The sequence below is a fragment of the Ectobacillus soli genome (assembly GCF_042610425.1).
Taxonomy (GTDB): domain Bacteria; phylum Bacillota; class Bacilli; order Bacillales; family Bacillaceae_G; genus Ectobacillus.
In genome coordinates this window covers 439,269-456,905 of the sequence record NZ_JBGJZM010000001.1, presented here as the reverse complement: position 1 = coordinate 456,905, position 17,637 = coordinate 439,269, and the positions used below count along the sequence as shown (strand labels likewise).

The 17,637-nt window shown below is 37.9% G+C and carries 22 protein-coding genes; all 22 read right to left on the bottom strand.

The genetic code is table 11. The features are described 5' to 3' along the window. Positions 1 to 34: 34 nt before the first annotated feature. The 22 genes from ahrC to pepQ all read right to left on the bottom strand — a co-directional run bounded on the left by ahrC (position 35) and on the right by pepQ (position 17,635). Positions 35 to 484 carry a transcriptional regulator AhrC/ArgR gene (ahrC, locus tag ACAN53_RS02375; RefSeq protein WP_379966470.1) on the bottom strand — a complete coding sequence of 150 codons (450 nt, stop codon included), beginning with the start codon at positions 482 to 484 and terminating at the stop codon, positions 35 to 37. 233 nt (positions 485 to 717) lie between these two features. Then, complete coding sequence (locus tag ACAN53_RS02370) at positions 718 to 1,560, bottom strand: TlyA family RNA methyltransferase (protein WP_379966467.1); 843 nt, start codon at positions 1,558 to 1,560, stop codon at positions 718 to 720. A gap of 4 nt (positions 1,561 to 1,564) precedes the next feature. Continuing rightward, on the bottom strand, positions 1,565 to 3,457 hold the full coding sequence (gene dxs / locus ACAN53_RS02365) for a 1-deoxy-D-xylulose-5-phosphate synthase (protein WP_379966464.1): 1,893 nt from the start codon (positions 3,455 to 3,457) through the stop codon (positions 1,565 to 1,567). A gap of 303 nt (positions 3,458 to 3,760) precedes the next feature. Next, complete coding sequence (locus ACAN53_RS02360; protein WP_379966461.1) at positions 3,761 to 4,651, bottom strand: polyprenyl synthetase family protein; 891 nt, start codon at positions 4,649 to 4,651, stop codon at positions 3,761 to 3,763. Continuing rightward, the gene (locus tag ACAN53_RS02355) at positions 4,648 to 4,881 is read right to left on the bottom strand and encodes an exodeoxyribonuclease VII small subunit (protein ID WP_379966457.1); all 234 of its coding nucleotides are present in this window, start codon (positions 4,879 to 4,881) and stop codon (positions 4,648 to 4,650) included. The genes ACAN53_RS02360 and ACAN53_RS02355 overlap by 4 nt, the downstream gene beginning before the upstream one ends. Beyond that, positions 4,856 to 6,226: an exodeoxyribonuclease VII large subunit gene (xseA, locus tag ACAN53_RS02350; RefSeq protein ID WP_379966454.1), complete on the bottom strand. Its 1,371-nt coding sequence runs from the start codon at positions 6,224 to 6,226 to the stop codon at positions 4,856 to 4,858. Before xseA ends, ACAN53_RS02355 begins: the two co-directional genes overlap by 26 nt. A gap of 11 nt (positions 6,227 to 6,237) precedes the next feature. Next, entirely contained in the window at positions 6,238 to 7,092 is an 855-nt protein-coding gene (folD, locus tag ACAN53_RS02345; protein ID WP_379966451.1) for a bifunctional methylenetetrahydrofolate dehydrogenase/methenyltetrahydrofolate cyclohydrolase FolD, read from the bottom strand. Positions 7,093 to 7,106: 14 nt separating this feature from the next. Further along, a complete protein-coding gene (gene nusB / locus ACAN53_RS02340; RefSeq protein WP_379966448.1) occupies positions 7,107 to 7,499 on the bottom strand; it encodes a transcription antitermination factor NusB in 393 nt (130 codons plus the stop codon). A gap of 310 nt (positions 7,500 to 7,809) precedes the next feature. Then, positions 7,810 to 8,202, bottom strand: a complete 393-nt coding sequence (locus ACAN53_RS02335; protein WP_379966445.1) for an Asp23/Gls24 family envelope stress response protein — start codon at positions 8,200 to 8,202, stop codon at positions 7,810 to 7,812. 23 nt (positions 8,203 to 8,225) lie between these two features. Further along, positions 8,226 to 9,578, bottom strand: a complete 1,353-nt coding sequence (gene accC, locus ACAN53_RS02330; RefSeq protein ID WP_379966442.1) for an acetyl-CoA carboxylase biotin carboxylase subunit — start codon at positions 9,576 to 9,578, stop codon at positions 8,226 to 8,228. Positions 9,579 to 9,627: 49 nt separating this feature from the next. Then, the gene (accB, locus tag ACAN53_RS02325) at positions 9,628 to 10,131 is read right to left on the bottom strand and encodes an acetyl-CoA carboxylase biotin carboxyl carrier protein (protein WP_379966439.1); all 504 of its coding nucleotides are present in this window, start codon (positions 10,129 to 10,131) and stop codon (positions 9,628 to 9,630) included. A gap of 328 nt (positions 10,132 to 10,459) precedes the next feature. After that, positions 10,460 to 11,011, bottom strand: coding sequence for a SpoIIIAH-like family protein (locus tag ACAN53_RS02320; protein ID WP_379966436.1), 552 nt, complete (start codon positions 11,009 to 11,011; stop codon positions 10,460 to 10,462). A 13-nt stretch (positions 11,012 to 11,024) separates the two neighbouring features. Then, positions 11,025 to 11,669 carry a stage III sporulation protein AG gene (gene spoIIIAG, locus ACAN53_RS02315; RefSeq protein ID WP_379966433.1) on the bottom strand — a complete coding sequence of 215 codons (645 nt, stop codon included), beginning with the start codon at positions 11,667 to 11,669 and terminating at the stop codon, positions 11,025 to 11,027. Continuing rightward, positions 11,656 to 12,279, bottom strand: a complete 624-nt coding sequence (gene spoIIIAF, locus ACAN53_RS02310) for a stage III sporulation protein AF (RefSeq protein ID WP_379966430.1) — start codon at positions 12,277 to 12,279, stop codon at positions 11,656 to 11,658. The genes spoIIIAG and spoIIIAF overlap by 14 nt, the downstream gene beginning before the upstream one ends. A 12-nt stretch (positions 12,280 to 12,291) precedes the next feature. After that, complete coding sequence (gene spoIIIAE, locus ACAN53_RS02305; protein WP_379966427.1) at positions 12,292 to 13,464, bottom strand: stage III sporulation protein AE; 1,173 nt, start codon at positions 13,462 to 13,464, stop codon at positions 12,292 to 12,294. A gap of 14 nt (positions 13,465 to 13,478) precedes the next feature. Beyond that, positions 13,479 to 13,877, bottom strand: coding sequence for a stage III sporulation protein AD (spoIIIAD, locus tag ACAN53_RS02300; RefSeq protein WP_379966424.1), 399 nt, complete (start codon positions 13,875 to 13,877; stop codon positions 13,479 to 13,481). A 6-nt stretch (positions 13,878 to 13,883) separates the two neighbouring features. Further along, positions 13,884 to 14,087: a stage III sporulation protein AC gene (gene spoIIIAC, locus ACAN53_RS02295; protein WP_379966421.1), complete on the bottom strand. Its 204-nt coding sequence runs from the start codon at positions 14,085 to 14,087 to the stop codon at positions 13,884 to 13,886. A gap of 13 nt (positions 14,088 to 14,100) precedes the next feature. Continuing rightward, positions 14,101 to 14,613, bottom strand: coding sequence for a stage III sporulation protein SpoIIIAB (spoIIIAB, locus tag ACAN53_RS02290; protein WP_379966418.1), 513 nt, complete (start codon positions 14,611 to 14,613; stop codon positions 14,101 to 14,103). Then, the gene (gene spoIIIAA / locus ACAN53_RS02285; RefSeq protein ID WP_379966415.1) at positions 14,610 to 15,524 is read right to left on the bottom strand and encodes a stage III sporulation protein AA; all 915 of its coding nucleotides are present in this window, start codon (positions 15,522 to 15,524) and stop codon (positions 14,610 to 14,612) included. Before spoIIIAA ends, spoIIIAB begins: the two co-directional genes overlap by 4 nt. 13 nt (positions 15,525 to 15,537) lie before the next feature. After that, on the bottom strand, positions 15,538 to 15,780 hold the full coding sequence (locus ACAN53_RS02280) for a YqhV family protein (RefSeq protein ID WP_379970223.1): 243 nt from the start codon (positions 15,778 to 15,780) through the stop codon (positions 15,538 to 15,540). 219 nt (positions 15,781 to 15,999) lie between these two features. Continuing rightward, entirely contained in the window at positions 16,000 to 16,557 is a 558-nt protein-coding gene (gene efp / locus ACAN53_RS02275) for an elongation factor P (RefSeq protein ID WP_379966412.1), read from the bottom strand. A gap of 16 nt (positions 16,558 to 16,573) precedes the next feature. Further along, positions 16,574 to 17,635, bottom strand: coding sequence for a Xaa-Pro dipeptidase (gene pepQ, locus ACAN53_RS02270; RefSeq protein WP_379966409.1), 1,062 nt, complete (start codon positions 17,633 to 17,635; stop codon positions 16,574 to 16,576). Between the last annotated feature and the right edge of the window lie 2 nt (positions 17,636 to 17,637).

The following is a 17,637-nucleotide window of genomic DNA, read 5'->3' as shown; positions in this document are numbered from 1 at the left end:
TATCTCCTGATAAAGGATGATATGTCATACTCAATTACAACATATTTAAAAATCGATCCGAGACAAATTGTGTATCTTCTGGCGTACGGCAAATAATGAGACATGTATCATCTCCGCAAATTGTCCCAAGAATCTCATCCCAATCTAAATGGTCAATTAACGCTCCAATCGCATTTGCATTTCCAGGTAAGGTTTTCAATACAATCATATGACCAGCCATATCAAGCTTTACAAATGCATCAATCATACTACGTTTTAGTTTTTGCAGCGGATTAAAACGTTGATCAGCGGGTAGGCTATATTTGTATCGCCCATCTTGTAAAGGAACCTTCACTAAATGTAATTCTTTAATATCACGAGAAACAGTTGCTTGCGTTACATTAAAATTTTGACTACGCAAAATATCTACAAGTTCATCTTGTGTTTCAATTTCCTTGCTAGCAATAATTTCTCGTATTTTTATATGGCGCTGACCCTTATTCATTTTTGTTGCACCTCACAAACTCCAATAATAAATTTCCTATGATTGCTTTATCATAATGGTAACTCATAAACGATTTCTTGTACATTATGGATTACTTCCAGCTTTACTTAATTTCACAGTATATATACTCATTTCTCTATTAAAACAAACATGAGAAATGGACCGATACAGAATACATAGCTTTTACACTTCTGTTAACGGTCCATTCTGAATGAAGGGGAAAAAGATAAATATTACTCTTCATTATCTCCTTTTCCTACTTGTTTTAATTCTGTATGAGCATTTGTAACAACAAGTGCTGGAGAGTTAGTAGAATGATTTTCACCCTTCTCGCGTTCTCCATACCATTTCAAATGAATTAAAAATTCGATATTGCCATTACCGCCTTTAATAGGAGAAAAAGTAATTTGCTCAACATCATATCCTTGTGCTAAGGCAAATTCCATTATCTTAACAATTACTTCTTCATGAACCTTATGGTCGCGGATAATCCCCTTTTTACCAACTTGCTCTTTTCCCGCTTCAAATTGTGGTTTTATTAAAGCTGCCACATCACTATTTGGAACCAGAATAGCTTTTAACGCAGGTAAAATAAGTTTAAGCGAAATAAAGCTAACATCTATACTCGCAAATTGCGGAAGACCATGTGTAAAGTCAGAAGGCGATGCATAACGAAAATTCGTACGCTCCATGACAATAACACGTTCATCTTGTCGTAACTTCCATGCTAATTGATTGTATCCTACATCTAATGCATACGAAAACTTTGCACCATTTTGCAATGCACAATCGGTAAAACCTCCTGTAGATGCTCCTATATCAAGGACAATTTTGTCCTGCAAGTTTAAATGAAATTCTTTTAGTGCTTTTTCAAGTTTATAGCCTCCCCGACTTACATAGGGCATAATCTGGCCTTTTAACGTGAGCGTTGTATCTGCCGGGATTTTCTCGCCAGGTTTATTCAGTCTTTCTTCATCCGCATATACAAGGCCAGCCATAACAGCACGTTTTGCTTTTTCTCTTGTTTCAATAAGTCCTTGCTCTACTAATAGTATGTCGACTCGTTCCTTCTTCATTAGGTTACGCCCTTTTTTGCTTAGATGGTAATAAAGCTGCCACACGTCCAGCCACTTCTGTTGCCGTTAAGCCTATTTCTTCTAATAATTTTGTTACACTACCGTGTTCAATAAATTCATCTGGTATTCCCATACGATTAATTATAGCATGGAAAAAGCCATTATCATGTGCAAATTCAAGTACACTACTTCCAAAACCACCGGCAAGGCAAGCTTCTTCGAGTGTAATAATTGGTATATTTTGTTTCAATAATTCAGTTAAAAATGCTTGATCCATCGGTTTTATAAAGCGAGCATTTACTACTTTCACAGATTTACCGGTTTTTTCTAGCAATTTTGCAGCCTCGAGTGCCATTGGTATCGTCGTACCAAATGTTAAAATGGCAGCATCCGTTCCTTCTTGCAACGTTTCCCATGTTCCAATAGGAATTTTATGTAACGCTTGATCCATATGAACACCTAGGCCATTTCCACGAGGATATCGCATCGCGATTGGACCATTATCATATTGCAGTGCAGTAAATACCATATGCTGTCCTTCATTTTCATCTTTCGGCATCATAATAACGATATTCGGTAAATGACGTAAAAAGGCAATATCAAAAATTCCTTGGTGTGTTTCACCGTCTGCACCAACAAGACCAGCGCGATCAATCCCGATAAATACATTTAGGTTTTGCCTGCAAACATCATGCACCATCTGATCATAGGCACGTTGTAAAAAAGTAGAGTAAATTGCTAAAAATGGCTTCATACCTTGTGTGGCCATTCCAGCTGCCATGGTTGTAGCATGTTGTTCTGCAATCCCTACATCATACATCCGCTCAGGAAATTCCTTCGCAAAGTTTTCAAGTTTTGATCCAACCGGCATTGCAGGAGTAATGGCAACGATACGTGGATCATGCTTGGCTATATGACGAACCGTTTCACTTACAACTTTGCTCCACGCAGGAGGTGCATCTACAGGCTTAACAAAATTACCTGACTCGATTTTATAAGGACCAGTTCCATGCCACGTACCAATTACGTCACTTTCAGCAGGCTTGTAGCCTTTTCCCTTCTTTGTAATAACATGCACGAGAACAGGACCTTTTGTCTTTTTAGCATACTGCAGGTTTTCAAAAAGGCTGTTAAAATCATGTCCGTCTACCGGTCCTAGATACGTAAATCCGAGTTCCTCAAAGAATACGCCAGATACAAGCATATACTTCAAGCTGTCTTTCACCCTTTCTACTGTAGAGGCAAGTTTTCCTCCTACCGCAGGAATCTTCTTTAACAAATATTCAAGTTCATCTTTTGCACGGTTATATTTCCCAGCTGTACGTAAACGGCCAAGAACATTGTGCAAAGCTCCAACATTAGGAGCAATTGACATTTCATTATCATTTAATATAACAATCATATCTTTCTGTTCATGACCAATATGGTTGAGTGCTTCCAATGCCATTCCACCAGTTAGCGCTCCGTCCCCAATAATCGGAATAATGTATTCCTTCGTTTTTTTCAAATCACGGGCAATTGCCATACCCATAGCTGCAGACAAGGATGTAGAGCTATGTCCAGTTTCCCAAACATCATGTTCACTTTCACAACGTTTAGGAAATCCACATAGACCCTTGTATTGTCGTAATGTTCCAAAGTCCTTTGCCCGTCCTGTTAAAATCTTATGAACATAAGATTGATGACCTACATCCCATAAAAATTTATCTGTTGGACTATTAAATACTTTATGAAGAGCAATTGTTAGTTCTACAACACCTAAGTTTGGTGCAATATGCCCACCGTTTTTAGACAACTCGTATATTAAAAACTGACGAATATCAGCGCTTAATTCAACAAGCTCATCAATAGACATTTGTTTTAAAAAACTAGGGTTTTGAATTTGGGTTAGATCCACGAGGATCACTCACTTTCGTTTCATAATCGAAATCATGCCACTTGAATTATTATAGAGAAGATTGAGATAAGATAACAGAGTTTGTTTCAAAATTATCTCTTAAAGCGCTCTCATATTACAAAATAAAGTCTGTAAGAAAAAAGTGCCGCTAACACAAAGTGATAACGGCATATTATTCATCCTTATATAGTTTTACCGTTGCCTTTACAAAAAATCATTTGTGTTTCTATTTATAACACAATTTACAAAATTACTCAACCAAAGCACTTCCGTTGTTAAACCTATGTATAGTGCTTGTATATCTTAACTTTTTCGATTCCCAATCATATCGCAAATTTGAAGCAAATAATCATCTTCTAGTCGTAAGGATAAAAGAGCGTCTTTTGCCTTTTCAATTGTAGTTGTCAGCATTTGTTGTGCTTCTTCTATAGAAAATAGGGTGGCATAGGTGCTTTTTCCATTTTCGATGTCACTACCCACAGGTTTTCCTATTTCTTCTTCAGTACCGATTACATCTAAAATGTCATCTTGAATTTGAAAAGCAAGACCTATATTACGAGCATAGATAAGTAGTTGCTCTGTTTCTTTTTCCGTGGCATTAGCTAAGATTGCACCGGCCAGAACGGGGAACTCAAGAAGACGTCCCGTTTTATTTTTATGAATATATTCCAACTGCTCCGTAGTAAGTGTACGCCCTTCTGCCTCCATATCAGCTACTTGACCTGCCACCATCCCTTCAGGTCCAGCAGCTTTAGCAAGCTCAGTAACAAGACGTAAGTTCATCGCAGACGTGACATTCTGATGAGAATGAGAAGAGATTACTTGAAAAGCATAAGTAAGTAAACCATCACCAGCCAAGATTGCGGTTGCTTCACCGAATACTTTATGATTGGTTGGTTTCCCTCTTCTTAAGTCATCATCATCCATACTAGGTAAATCATCATGAATAAGTGAGTACGTATGTATCATTTCTAATGCACAGGCTGCTGGTGCCCCCAATGCCCTATCTTTTCCAAACGCATGCAATGTGGCAAATAAGAGAAGAGGACGAATTCGTTTTCCACCTGCTTCTAGTGAGTATACCATTGCATCTTTCAAAACGTCAGGGCAATGCAATTCTTTCGTATAAATAACAACTTGTTTGTCTATAAAATCTTTATTTTCTTTTACAAAATCAGGGAAAGGCACATTCATTCTTCATCGCCTCCGACTGAAAAAGGACGCATTTCACCGTTATCACCTAATATAACCGTCATTTGTTCTTCGACACGCTTCAGCTTTTCATCACAAAGCTTGGATAGTTCCATACCTTGTTGAAAGTATAGAATAGCTTCTTCTAACGGAACATCTCCCTGCTCAAGCTTTAGCACGATTTGTTCTAGCTCTGCTATTGCTTCCTCAAAGCTTCGTGTTTTCTGTTCCATCACTTACGTCACGCTCCTCTTTTCCTGATACACGACAGTATAACAGACCATCTTGCAGCTTTACAGAAATGTCTTCACCCAATTGTACTTGTTTTACACTTTTCACAATTTTATTAGTTGTATCATAGGTAACTCCGTACCCTCGCATCATGATGTGAAGGGGGCTAAGCACCTCTAACTTTTCTACTATTCGAGTGAAATCATATTGCTTATGTTGCAAATACGTTTTCATCTCTCGTTCTAATTGTTTTCGAATACGCGCAGATTCTTCTACAGCTCGTGAAATATTATGGGCTGGATGATGCTTTTGTAGTTGAAGCAAAAGTTGCTGTAACCCGTTCTCTTTTCGCCCTATATACTTTTCCTTGGCTTGCATAAGAGAATCCATTAATCGATCCAGCTGTTCTTCCTTTTGCATATACAATTGCTTTGGATAACGAAAAGCATACGATTTCTGCAACGACTGAATCTTTTCCCGTTTACTAGCTACAATTTCCTTCATTACGCGCTGCAACCGAAGCGTTCGTTGCATTATCTTTTCTTCTAAATCTAGTATATTTGGGACAGCTAGTTCAGCTGCTGCAGTTGGAGTAGGTGCTCGTAAATCAGCAACAAAGTCTGCAATTGTAAAGTCTGTTTCATGTCCAACTGCTGAAATGATTGGAACTTGGCTAGAATATATGGCACGTGCAACAAGTTCTTCATTAAATGCCCATAACTCTTCAATTGAACCTCCACCACGTCCCACAATCAACACATCAATTGTTTGTAATTCATTAGCCTGATGAATAGCACGAGCGATGGAGGATGCTGCAAATTCTCCTTGTACAAGAACAGGGAATACAATAATTTTCGTGATAGGATAACGACGCTTAATTGTCGTAATAATATCGCGAACTGCAGCACCAGTTGGAGAAGTGATGACTCCGATTGCTTTCGGATAGGAGGGAATTTCTTTTTTATTCGCACTAGAAAAGAGCCCCTGCTGTTCCAAACGAGCTTTCATTTGTTCATAGGCTAGATATAAGTTACCAATACCGTCCGGCTGCATCTCATGAACGTATAGCTGATAATTTCCACCCATTTCATATACAGTTACCTGTCCCTGAAGTAGCACTTTCATTCCATTTTCTGGTGTAAAGGCTAAATTTCGATTATGAGATGAGAACATAACCGCTGAGATTCGAGCTCCTTCATCCTTTAATGTGAAATACATATGCCCCCTGCTATGTAGCTTATAATTAGAAATCTCCCCTTTAAGCAATATCGTTTGTAAATGCGGGTCGCGATCTAACTTTGCTTTCATATACTTTGTCAGAGCAGTAACTGTTAAATAGTTATCCATCGTATCCGTCCTTACTTACTAGCTTCACGTTCCGCTGCTAACACCGTGTTATCAAGCAACATCGTAATGGTCATTGGACCAACACCCTTTGGTACAGGTGTAATATATCCTGCTACAGGTAGTACATTATCGAAATCAACGTCACCGCAAAGTTTTCCTGTATCCAATCGATTTACACCAACATCGATTACAACAGCACCTTGTTTCACATAATCAGCTGTAATCATTTTAGGCTTACCAACTGCAACAACAAGAATGTCAGCCATCTTTGTCATCTCTTTTAAATTAACAGTTCTAGAATGAGTATAGGTAACCGTTGCGTTTTCATTTAAAAATAATTGTCCAACTGGTTTTCCAACGATATTACTACGTCCAACAACAACGACGTGTTTTCCATTTATGTCAATATTCTTTTCTTTTACTAGTTCGATAATACCGTGCGGCGTGCATGGAAGAAATGTATCTTGTCCAATCATCATGCGACCAATACTGATTGGATGAAAGCCATCCACATCCTTTAACGGGGAAATACGTTCAATAACAGCATCCTCATGTATATGTTTTGGTAAAGGTAATTGTACGAGAAGTCCATGAATATGTATATCCTCGTTCACTCGATCAATTTCTTGCAACAACCGTTCTTCTGAAATATCCTCTGGAAATGTAATGAGCTCAAAGTGAATACCTGCTTCTTCACTTGCCTTTCCTTTTCCTCTAACATAGGATTGTGACGCAGGATTATTTCCAACTAGGATTACAGCAAGTCCTGGCGTAATTCCCGCTGTTTTAAGAGCTTCTACTCGTTCTTTAATTTCCTGTCTTTTCTTTTGTGCAATTTCCAACCCTTTAATAAGTTCTGCTGTCATTATTGTTTCCTCCCCTATATTGATTCTTTTACTTTTGAAAGAACTCCATTGATAAAACGACGAGATTCTTCATCTCCAAAAATCTTTGCAATTTCGATTGCTTCATTAATTGTTACATTTTCCGGAATTTCTTGCATGTACATAAGTTCGAATACTGCTAATCGCAAAATATTACGATCCACGGTTCCTATTCTTTCTAATGTCCAATTTTCAAGATTTTTTGCAATAACGGAGTCAATTTCCTCCTTATTCTCTGAAACGCCTAACACAAGCTGTTGAAGAAACTCATTGTTTTCTTCGCCTTCCTCTAGCGTATTGTGCAATGCTATTTTCGGGTCAATTTCACCTGCAATATCTATTTGGTATAATGCTTGCATTGCCTTTTCTCTTGACGTTCTACGTTTCATAGTAACTCTCCTTTTGCTAATCATCTATCATAGGGTATGTGATTCAATTCGAATTATCCCGTGCCTACAAACAGATAACACGCTCACATTTTCACGCATCCAGTCTTACTTTCATAAGCCTTTGCTATAGTTCCATTTATACAATAACATGATAATATCATATTTCTCATGTTTATACACACATTCTTCAAGAAGAATAGCTCAAAAGTTAACTTATTGTAATTGTTAGAAAAAGAATGTACGTGTTTTTAAAACAACGTGAAAAAGAGCCGTTATACAGATACTGTATACGGCCCCATTTCAAATCTTGTTAAAGAGATTCAGTTTCTGGCTTCGTTGTTTCAAATGTTACACCAACAACATGAACATTTACTTCTTTTAACTCTAATCCGGTCATAGTTAAAAGTGCTTGACGAATATTGTCTTGAATTTTTTGAGCTACTAACGGGATACTTACCCCGAAATGCATAAGCACGTAAATATCTAAAACAATACCCTCTTCGGTAAGTTCTACCTTTACACCCTTACCATGATTTTTCTTGCCTAGTTTTTCAACCACACCTGCTGCAAAGTTACCACGCATTGCAGCGACACCGTCTACCTCAGTTGAAGCGAGACCAGCAATCACCTCAATGACTTCAGGTGCAATTTCCACCTTCCCAAGCGTGGATTCTTGTCCCATATTAAGCACATTTTCAGACATACGCAAAACCTCCCTTGCTTCTATTATTGCGTAACTAGATCATGTGTTTCAAGGAATTTCGTATTAAATTCACCTTTTACAAAATCAGGGTTATTTAATAATTGCAAATGGAAAGGAATTGTTGTATGAACACCTTCAATGACAAACTCACCTAATGCACGTTTCATTTTAGCGATTGCTTCTTCTCTTGTTTTTCCATAAACGATTAATTTCGCAACCATGGAATCATAGAAAGGTGAAATCGTATATCCAGGGTATACAGCTGAATCGATACGTACACCGTTACCACCTGGTGCTAAATACATAGAAACTTTACCTGGTGATGGCATAAAGTTTTTCGCAGGATTTTCGGCATTGATACGACATTCCATTGCCCATCCTTTAAACTCAACTTGTTCTTGCGTAAGAGAAAGTTTTTCTCCTGCTGCTACGCGAATTTGTTCTTTAATTAAGTCAACACCTGTTACCATTTCTGTTACAGGATGTTCTACTTGAATTCTAGTATTCATTTCCATGAAATAGAATTTCTTCTCTTTGTACTCATAAATAAATTCAATGGTACCGGCACCTGAGTAGTTTACAGCAAGTGCAGCAGTTACAGCTGCAGCACCCATCTTCGCACGTACTTCTTCATCCAATGCTGGAGAAGGAGTTTCTTCTAATAGTTTTTGAAGACGACGTTGGATGGAGCAATCACGTTCACCAAGATGGATTGCATTACCGTGCTTGTCAGCCATAATTTGAATTTCAACATGGCGGAAATCTTCGATATACTTTTCAATGTATACACCCGGATTACCAAAGGCAGTGCTTGCTTCACGTTGCGTAATTTGAATTCCCTTAACAAGTGCTTCTTCATCACGAGCTACACGAATTCCTTTTCCGCCTCCGCCAGCAGTTGCCTTAATAATAACAGGATATCCCATTTGATTTGCAAGCTCTACAGCTTCTTCTGTGCTATCAATGATACCATTTGATCCTGGAACAATTGGAACGCCAGCTTGTTTCATTGTTTCACGAGCTACGTCCTTTGTTCCCATCTTATTAATTGCAGCTGGACTTGGTCCGATGAAAGTAACATTGCATTCTTCACAAAGCTCTGCAAAGTCAGCATTTTCAGCTAAAAATCCATATCCAGGATGGATTGCATCGCATCCTGTTAATTTTGCAACACTTACAATATTCGTCATATTTAAATAGCTATCTTTCGAAGGAGTCGGACCTACGCAATATGCTTCATCTGCAATTTGTACATGAAGCGCTTCTCGGTCAGCTTCTGAATAAATAGCAACTGTCTCAATATTTAATTCCTTGCAGGCACGAATAATACGTACTGCAATTTCGCCACGGTTAGCAATTAACACTTTCTTAATCATCAGACATCCTCCTTATGCTTTTTTAAATCTTGTAAACGAAAATTTTTCGTTATTGACGCACAAGGAATAATGGTTGACCATATTCTACTAGTTGACCATTTTTAACTAAAATTTCTACGATTTCTCCGCTTACTTCTGCTTCGATTTCATTGAACAATTTCATAGCTTCAACGATACAAATAACTGTTTCGTCACTAACACGATCGCCAACTTTAACATAAGCTGGTGAATCAGGTGATGAAGAAGCATAGAATGTTCCTACCATTGGTGAAGTAATTTTTACTAATGTATCATCTGCTGCAACTGGCGCTACTGGTTCTGCAACCGCTACTGGTGCTGCAGCTGGTGCTGCAACTGCTACTGGTGCTGCCGGTGCAACTACTTGTTCTGGTACAACACGAGTTTCTACAACTTGTGCTGCTTCGTATGTAACAACACTATTGCTAGGTTTTTTCAATTTAATGGTAGCACCATCAGCTTCATACTCGAATTCTTCAATATTTGAGCCATCAATTAATTTAATAAGCTCGCGAACCTCTTGAATTTTAAACATATCCCATCCACTCCCATAAGCTTTTGTATACCTTTTCATATTACGACAAATTTTTTATAAATTCCAACTATTTTTTAATACGCTTACAATATTTTTCATTTGTTGCTTCAAAATACGTCAATAAATCTGACATCCTAATCATATCAATCTACATACAAAATTGGCAAGACCACTTATATATTTTTTTGAAATAATCTTACTCCCTGTTAGCAAAATAATGATTTATACCTACTAAATAGCTTTAACAGTATGGCATGCACGCTAGATCTTTATTCACTTTATTACAATTCTATCTGTTATCGAAATAAAGCTGCCAATTAAGGCAGCTTTATTTCACAGGATCAAACTTTACAGCAACATTTTTCGGCCCAATTTCTCCTTTAACGAGCTGAATAATTTTATTTGCATCTTTCGAAGATTGCTGCGTTGCTTTGACAGTTATGCGAACATCACTTCCATCTGCACGTACAAGAGCATCTTTGTATCCTTCAGATTTAATTAACGTTTCGATAAGGACTTCTTTCGTTGCCACATCGTTCAGTTGTTGAAGCTGATCCATCGCTTTACTTTTATCATCTGCGGATGATGAAGTAGACGTCATCACTTCTTGCAGTTGTTCCTTTGCCTGGTTTCGTTTGTCTTCTAGCTCTAAGCGAAGCTGTGCAAATTGTTCATCTCCAGTAGAATTCGTAGTCTGCTTTGCTGGATCACTCTTATTACTTGTATCTTTTTCTGTTTGATTTTTGTCCTTCGCAGGTGGATTAACTGGGCTCGTTACAACGTTAGAATTTTGTCCATCAGGTGTTGTAACGTAATAAACGGAAAGTACAACTACTAAACTTAACATCGTTAATAACCAAACCGTTTGTTTTTTTAACACTATTATTCCTCCTCTAGCTTTTCTTCGCTAATATGGAAACACGATGACTGGGCACCCCTAGTAAGCGTGTAACAGCGTCTAATATATTTTTTTTAATCTCAATGTTGTCAGCTCCTTTTGCCGTAATGATTACGCCTCGTACTAGAGGCTTATCTACTTTTGTTACAACCGGAACCTCTTTATCCCCTTCACGTACGATTACGACTTTACTATCCGTGGATTGATCATCCACAGTACGTTTCCCTCCATTTGGATCGGTTTCTTCGGTTTTTTGGTTACGTGTTACCGTGTCTTTTTCCAGAACCTTTGTTTCCGAAGATGCTAAGTTAACGACTACTGTAACATCACTAACACCGATGATTCCCTCTAGTGCATTTTTAAGCTGCTCTTCAAATTTCTTTTCATCTTTTTCAACTTGAGACAAGCTCGGGTCTTTTTGAGAAAATACTTGAACTTCATTCGTACCATTATCACTTTGATTTTGGGTGGTAATAGGAACGGTTTGTTTTTTTTGAAAGAAATCACTTGAAAACATAAGCAATATACCGAGCGCTAGCAAGAGTAAGACAAGCTTAGGTGTTATTCTTTTTTTCCCTTTATCTTCATCATCGAAGCCATTCAATAACTTGTGAAGCCAGTTTGATTTATTGCTGCTCATACGTTTTTCCTGCCCTCCCTTCTCCTACTTTAATTTTGCTTTGATCGACCTGCCACTCCTTGGCAAGGAACTGTTGAACCTCCGTTTGCTTATCCGTAATGGATTCAGAAGAAGAAATATCTACCTTTTTTACTGCTTCAATTGTTGTAGGTCGGCGCCCGTCAACCTTGTCAAATGTTACTGTGACTGCTTCGATGTCTTGTTGTGACAATACCTCCTGCTTGTCTTTCCCTATGGTGATGTCCAGATTGACGATTTGCAGCCCGTACTCACTTTCTAGTTTTTTCGAGACATCATTTTTCATCTGGACAGCCATCTGTTCTAAAATATATGCACGCTGTGAGGCTTGTATTTCTTTTTTCTTCACATTAATTGTATTTTCTATTTTTTTATCATCTAGTTCCTTTTGCTTATACAATATACCAATCGCTTTCGGAACATCTGTTTGTAAAAGTGTAAAAAACGGCGTTAATATAAGTACAATGAGCATTAAGCTCACAACAAATTTCACATACTTTTGTAAATTTGAATGGGGTACTAGTAAATGAATCATCGTTGCAAGTAGAAGGAATACTACAATATTTCGGACCCACTCTGTAATGTATTGCAAACGAAATACCTCCTATCTCATCATTAGCGTTACATTACCTGCCGCAATGATAATCGTGATACTTAAAAAAAACATGAGTGAAACAATCGCTAAGCATGCAAAGACGTAGATAATACTTTTCCCAATCGAATCTAAGCATTGAATAATTGCACTACTTCCAATGGGCTGTAAGCTGGCTGCGGCAAACTTGTATATAAATGCGACTGCAAAGATTTTAATAGCGGGAAAGACGATGATAAGCGCCAATACGATTGTTCCTGCTATACCAACCGTATTTTTTAATAGCGCAGATGCACTAAGTACCGTATCTGTTGCTTCGGTAAAAAATCTACCTACAACCGGAATAAAATTACCCGTTACAAACTTTGCTGTTTTTATAGCAATTCCATCTGCAACCGCAGATGCCGTTCCTTGAACAGATAACACGGCTAAAAAAATGGTGAGAAACAATCCGATTAAACCAACACTTACGTTTTGAAGGAGTTTAGATAGCTTTGTAAGTTTATACTGATCACTGAGCGTACTAACAATATTTAATATAGTCGAGAGCGTTAGCAGGGGCAGAACAATATAATTCATAAGCATCCCGCTCGTATTCATAAGAAAAATAATAATTGGATGGAAGAAGGCTACTGAAACAACACCACCTCCAGCGGCTATGAGAGCAAGAAGAATGGGTAGAAGTGCAAGGAGAAAATCAATCATCGTTTGTATTGTTTCTTTTGCATAGTTGGTTACAACATAAAAACTATTAAGTGCAAAAATCATGAGTACCATATAAATAACAGCATCTGCTACTTTACTACTCGTTTTTTTCTCAAACGACGATTGCATAGATTGTAGCAGCGCACTAAACACCGTAAGTAATATTAAAGTTCCAAGCAGTTTCCCATTTGCAATCAGTTCATGAAATAAATACTTTACTAATCCCCCAATCCAATCCTGAAATGAAAACTTTTTTTCACCTTTTATAAATTCCATAAAGTTCCCTTTCTGACTTTCTGGCAAGTATAGACCATACTTACTAACAAGCTCGTCCCAATACGTTTTAATATCATTCACACCTAATTTATCAACCTGCTCGTTTATGATGTTTTGTTGCGATGGGGCGGCTTGTACCAAAAAAGATGATGAGAAAAAGAACAGAAAGAAAAAGAGAAAATAAAGCAATCTTTTTGTATGCATTTGCTCACCCTTTCTCATTTAGGTAAGAAGCCAAGAACCGTTTCGATTACAACTGTTAAAATCGGAATCGCCATTGCAAGAATAAGTACCTTCCCCGCCATCTCAATCTTAGAAGCGATTGCACTTTGTCCAGCATCCTTTGTCACATGAGATGCAAATTCAGCAATATAGGCAATTCCAATTATCTTTAGTAACGTTTCCACATAGACATTGTTTATTTTCGCTTCTTTTCCAATGCGAGCTATCATTTCCAAAATAGCTCCAATTTGATCTAGTAATAGTAGAAACATCACCGTTCCTACAAACACAATGAACATAGATGTGATACTCGATTTATGCTGATTTAATAATGCTGCTAAAAACGTGGCAATAAACCCTAATCCGACAATTTGAAAAATCTCGATGGGACTCACCTCCTTTTACTGAAACAGAAATACACTTTTTAGCTTCGTAAAGAGATCTCCAATTAAGAAGGCAACATGAAATAATATAACAACAAAGCCAACAAGAATTACCCAGTTCGCAATGTCTTCTCGTTTTAACTCCTTTAGTACTGTATGAATGAATGCTAAAATGATTCCAATTCCAGCAATTTGAAAGATAAGTCCAACATCAATGGACATGAGTCGTTCCCTCCTACAACAATAAAATGACGATGAGAAGGCCTGTTAAAACGCCAAGGCTTTTCATCATTTTTTCATAGCGAAGCTGTATATCCTTTGCTTCGCTTTCCTCACGTTCCAAATGAGATATGCAAAGTCTAATATGCTTTTGCTGAGAATCGCGATCATGTTGTCCAAGTGTTTCACCAAATTGCTGCAGAATTTCATATTCAACCTGTTTAAGCGCTGTTCGTTTCCATACGTCATCTAAACTTTCATTCCAAGCATCCCGAACCGTTTTATCTTCTTCTAAATGGCTATGAAAGCATGCAAACAACCAACTTATCGGAGTTGGCATTTGCTTTGTTAGCCTTCGTGCTGCTTCACTTAGCGGCGTATGCCCAAACATAATTTCTGCCTCTAGTGATTGGAGGGCTGTTTTCACTAATCGAATTTGTCTTGGTCTTTCACGAACTTGCTTAGCTATTTGAAAACCAATCCATGTTGTGGTGGCTATAATAAGAATCGAACCGATTATTTTGATCATGTACGCTTCACTCTCGCTTTTGTAAAAATCGATTGACCTTGTTTGTCCTTAATTGCTTGAACAGTCCCTGGCCCTTTTTGGCGAGATAATTCAATAAATCGTTCAAAAACACCCAGTTCCATTAATTCACGAATAGATGGACGTTTCCAAACATCTTCCCAATTATATCCATGTGCAGTAACAATAAGCTGAACACCAGCATGAATAGCTTCCTGAATTGCTTCGCTATCCTCTTGTCTCCCAATTTCATCCACCACTATTACATCGGGACTCATTGACCGTATTAGCATCATCATCCCTTCTGCCTTCGGACACGCATCTAGTACATCGACTCGAAGACCAAGATCATGCTGTGGAACTCCTTTCACACATCCAGCAATTTCTGATCGTTCATCCACAATTGCAACCTTGTAAGAGGAGATTGTGTCTGAACCCATACTAATAGTTCGAGCTATATCGCGAAGCAAGGTTGTTTTTCCGGTTTGCGGGGGACCAATAACCATCGTGTTCAGCCAATAGTTATTGTATAGATAAGGCAGTAACGGTTTAGCAACTCCTATTTTTTGCCTTGCCACTCGAATATTGAAAGAAGAAACATCCCTTATCATCTTAACTGTACCCTTTTCCGTAATGACCTTCCCCGCTAACCCAACCCGGTGCCCTCCCTGCAAAGTAACATACCCTCTTTTTAATTCTTCTTCCATCGTATATAGCGAATGCTGACTTAGTTTATTTAATACAAATACGGCATCCTCCTGGGTAACCGTATATGTGTAAAAACGTGGTTTTCCACGAACAATGCATTCCAGTGGCTTACTTATGCGAAGACGAATTTCTTCTATACCTTCTTTCTCCTCCATCTGTAACAATGACTGCACTACTTTTGGTAATAATTCCATTACTTCTCTCATTGTTTTCTCCCCATCACTTAAAAACTGCAATCAAAATACATGAGATACCCATTAATAAGAAAACGATTTTTAAAAAGGAAAGCTCATTGGCTACGCTAATAATTCCGATTGACATTGTTATAATAAGGACTGACGGACCAACAAAAGCTAACACGCTATTAATGACTAGTGCTTTTTTTGCATCATTAAAATAAAGCATTAGTATGGCCGCCACTATTTCAGCACTGCCTGAAAAAAGGCGAAGTATAGCCATCATTAGAACCGAATCTTTCAATGTTTCACCTTCTCCCCCAAAAAAAAGGTTCGTTTTGTACAACCTTATGCTCCGTTTGTCCATTTCAGAATGAAAAAATAAGAGACGATAAAACTTCTGTACACAAAAATAGACCTTCTATCTAGATTACAGTTTGTAATCTAGATAGAAGGTCTAAGGGCGACTCTATATTTTCTATTCAAAACTTATTTCATTAACTTATTATGCACGAGAAACGTATTTACCTTCTGCTGTATTGATAATAAGCGTTTCGCCTTCATTAATAAAGATCGGTACTTGAACAATTAAACCAGTTTCTAAAGTGGCAGGCTTCGTAACGTTCGATGCTGTATCCCCTTTAATACCAGGTTCCGTTTCGCTAACTACTAATTCTACTGTATTTGGAAGCTGAATACCAAGAATTTCACCTTGGAATGTCATGATGAATATTTCCATATTTTCTTTCAAGTATTTTAATTCATGTTCGATTTGAGATGCTGGAAGTTCAAGTTGTTCATAGTTTTCATTGTCCATGAATACATGAGATTCACCCATTGCATACAAATACTGCATACGACGGTTTTCAATATGAGCTTTTGCTACTTTTTCACCAGCACGGAATGTTTTTTCTTGAATAGCACCTGTGCGAAGGTTACGAAGTTTAGAGCGAACAAATGCAGCTCCCTTACCTGGTTTTACGTGTTGGAAATCAATAACTTGCCAAATTGCGTTATCCACTTCAATTGTCAAACCTGTACGAAAATCATTTACTGAAATCATGAAAAATCCTCCTGTATTATAAAATAATAAGTTCTTTTGGGGAATGTGTTAAAATTTCATTTGCATCCTTCGTTACAAGAATATCATCCTCAATACGAACACCGCCTAAGCCCGGAACGTAGATGCCTGGTTCAACAGTTACAACCATCCCTGGCTCTAATACCGTATCAGAGCGGAAGGATAAAGCGGGACCTTCATGAATTTCAAGTCCAATTCCATGACCTGTAGAATGTCCATAATTTGGTCCAAACCCTTTTTCTGTTATGTAATCACGAGTTAATGCATCAGCTTGTATACCCGTTAAACCAGCCTTTATTCCGTTCACGCCTCGAAGTTGTGCTTCCAAGACAATTTCATATATATGTTTTAATTCAGGAGAAGGTTCACCTACGGCGATCGTACGTGTCATATCAGAACAATACCCTTTATAATAGGCACCGAAATCTAATGTAACAAAATCTCCCTTTTCAATCAATTTTTCAGAAGCCACACCATGAGGCAATGCAGAACGCTTGCCTGACGCAACAATTGTATCAAACGAAGAAGAAGTTGCACCTTGTTTTCTCATAAAAAATTCCAATTCGTTCAAGACATCTAATTCAGAAACACCCGCAGTAATAAATGATAAGATGTGTGTAAAGGCCGCATCTGCAATTTGTGCTGCATCCTTTAATATCTTAATCTCAGAGTCTGTCTTAATCAAGCGTAACTTTTCTACGATTCCCGAAGTTGGCACAAGCTCTGCAGTTACATACTGTTCATACAATTTAAATTCACCATATGTAAGTGAATCTTGTTCAACAGCTAGCCTTTCAATTCCTAACTCTTTCACCCGCGCTGCAACTTCCTGTGCAATCATACCGGAATGTTGTATAATTTCATAACCAACTGCTTGTTTTTTTGCTTGTTCTACGTAACGAAAATCTGTTATAAAAAGTGCCCGATCATTGGAGATAAGAACAACGCCTGCTGTTCCAGTGAAATTCGCCATATATGTACGGTTAAAGCTACTCGTAATGAGCAATCCATCCACATTTGCACTAGCAAATGATTCTCTTAGCTTTGAAAGCTTTTCCATCA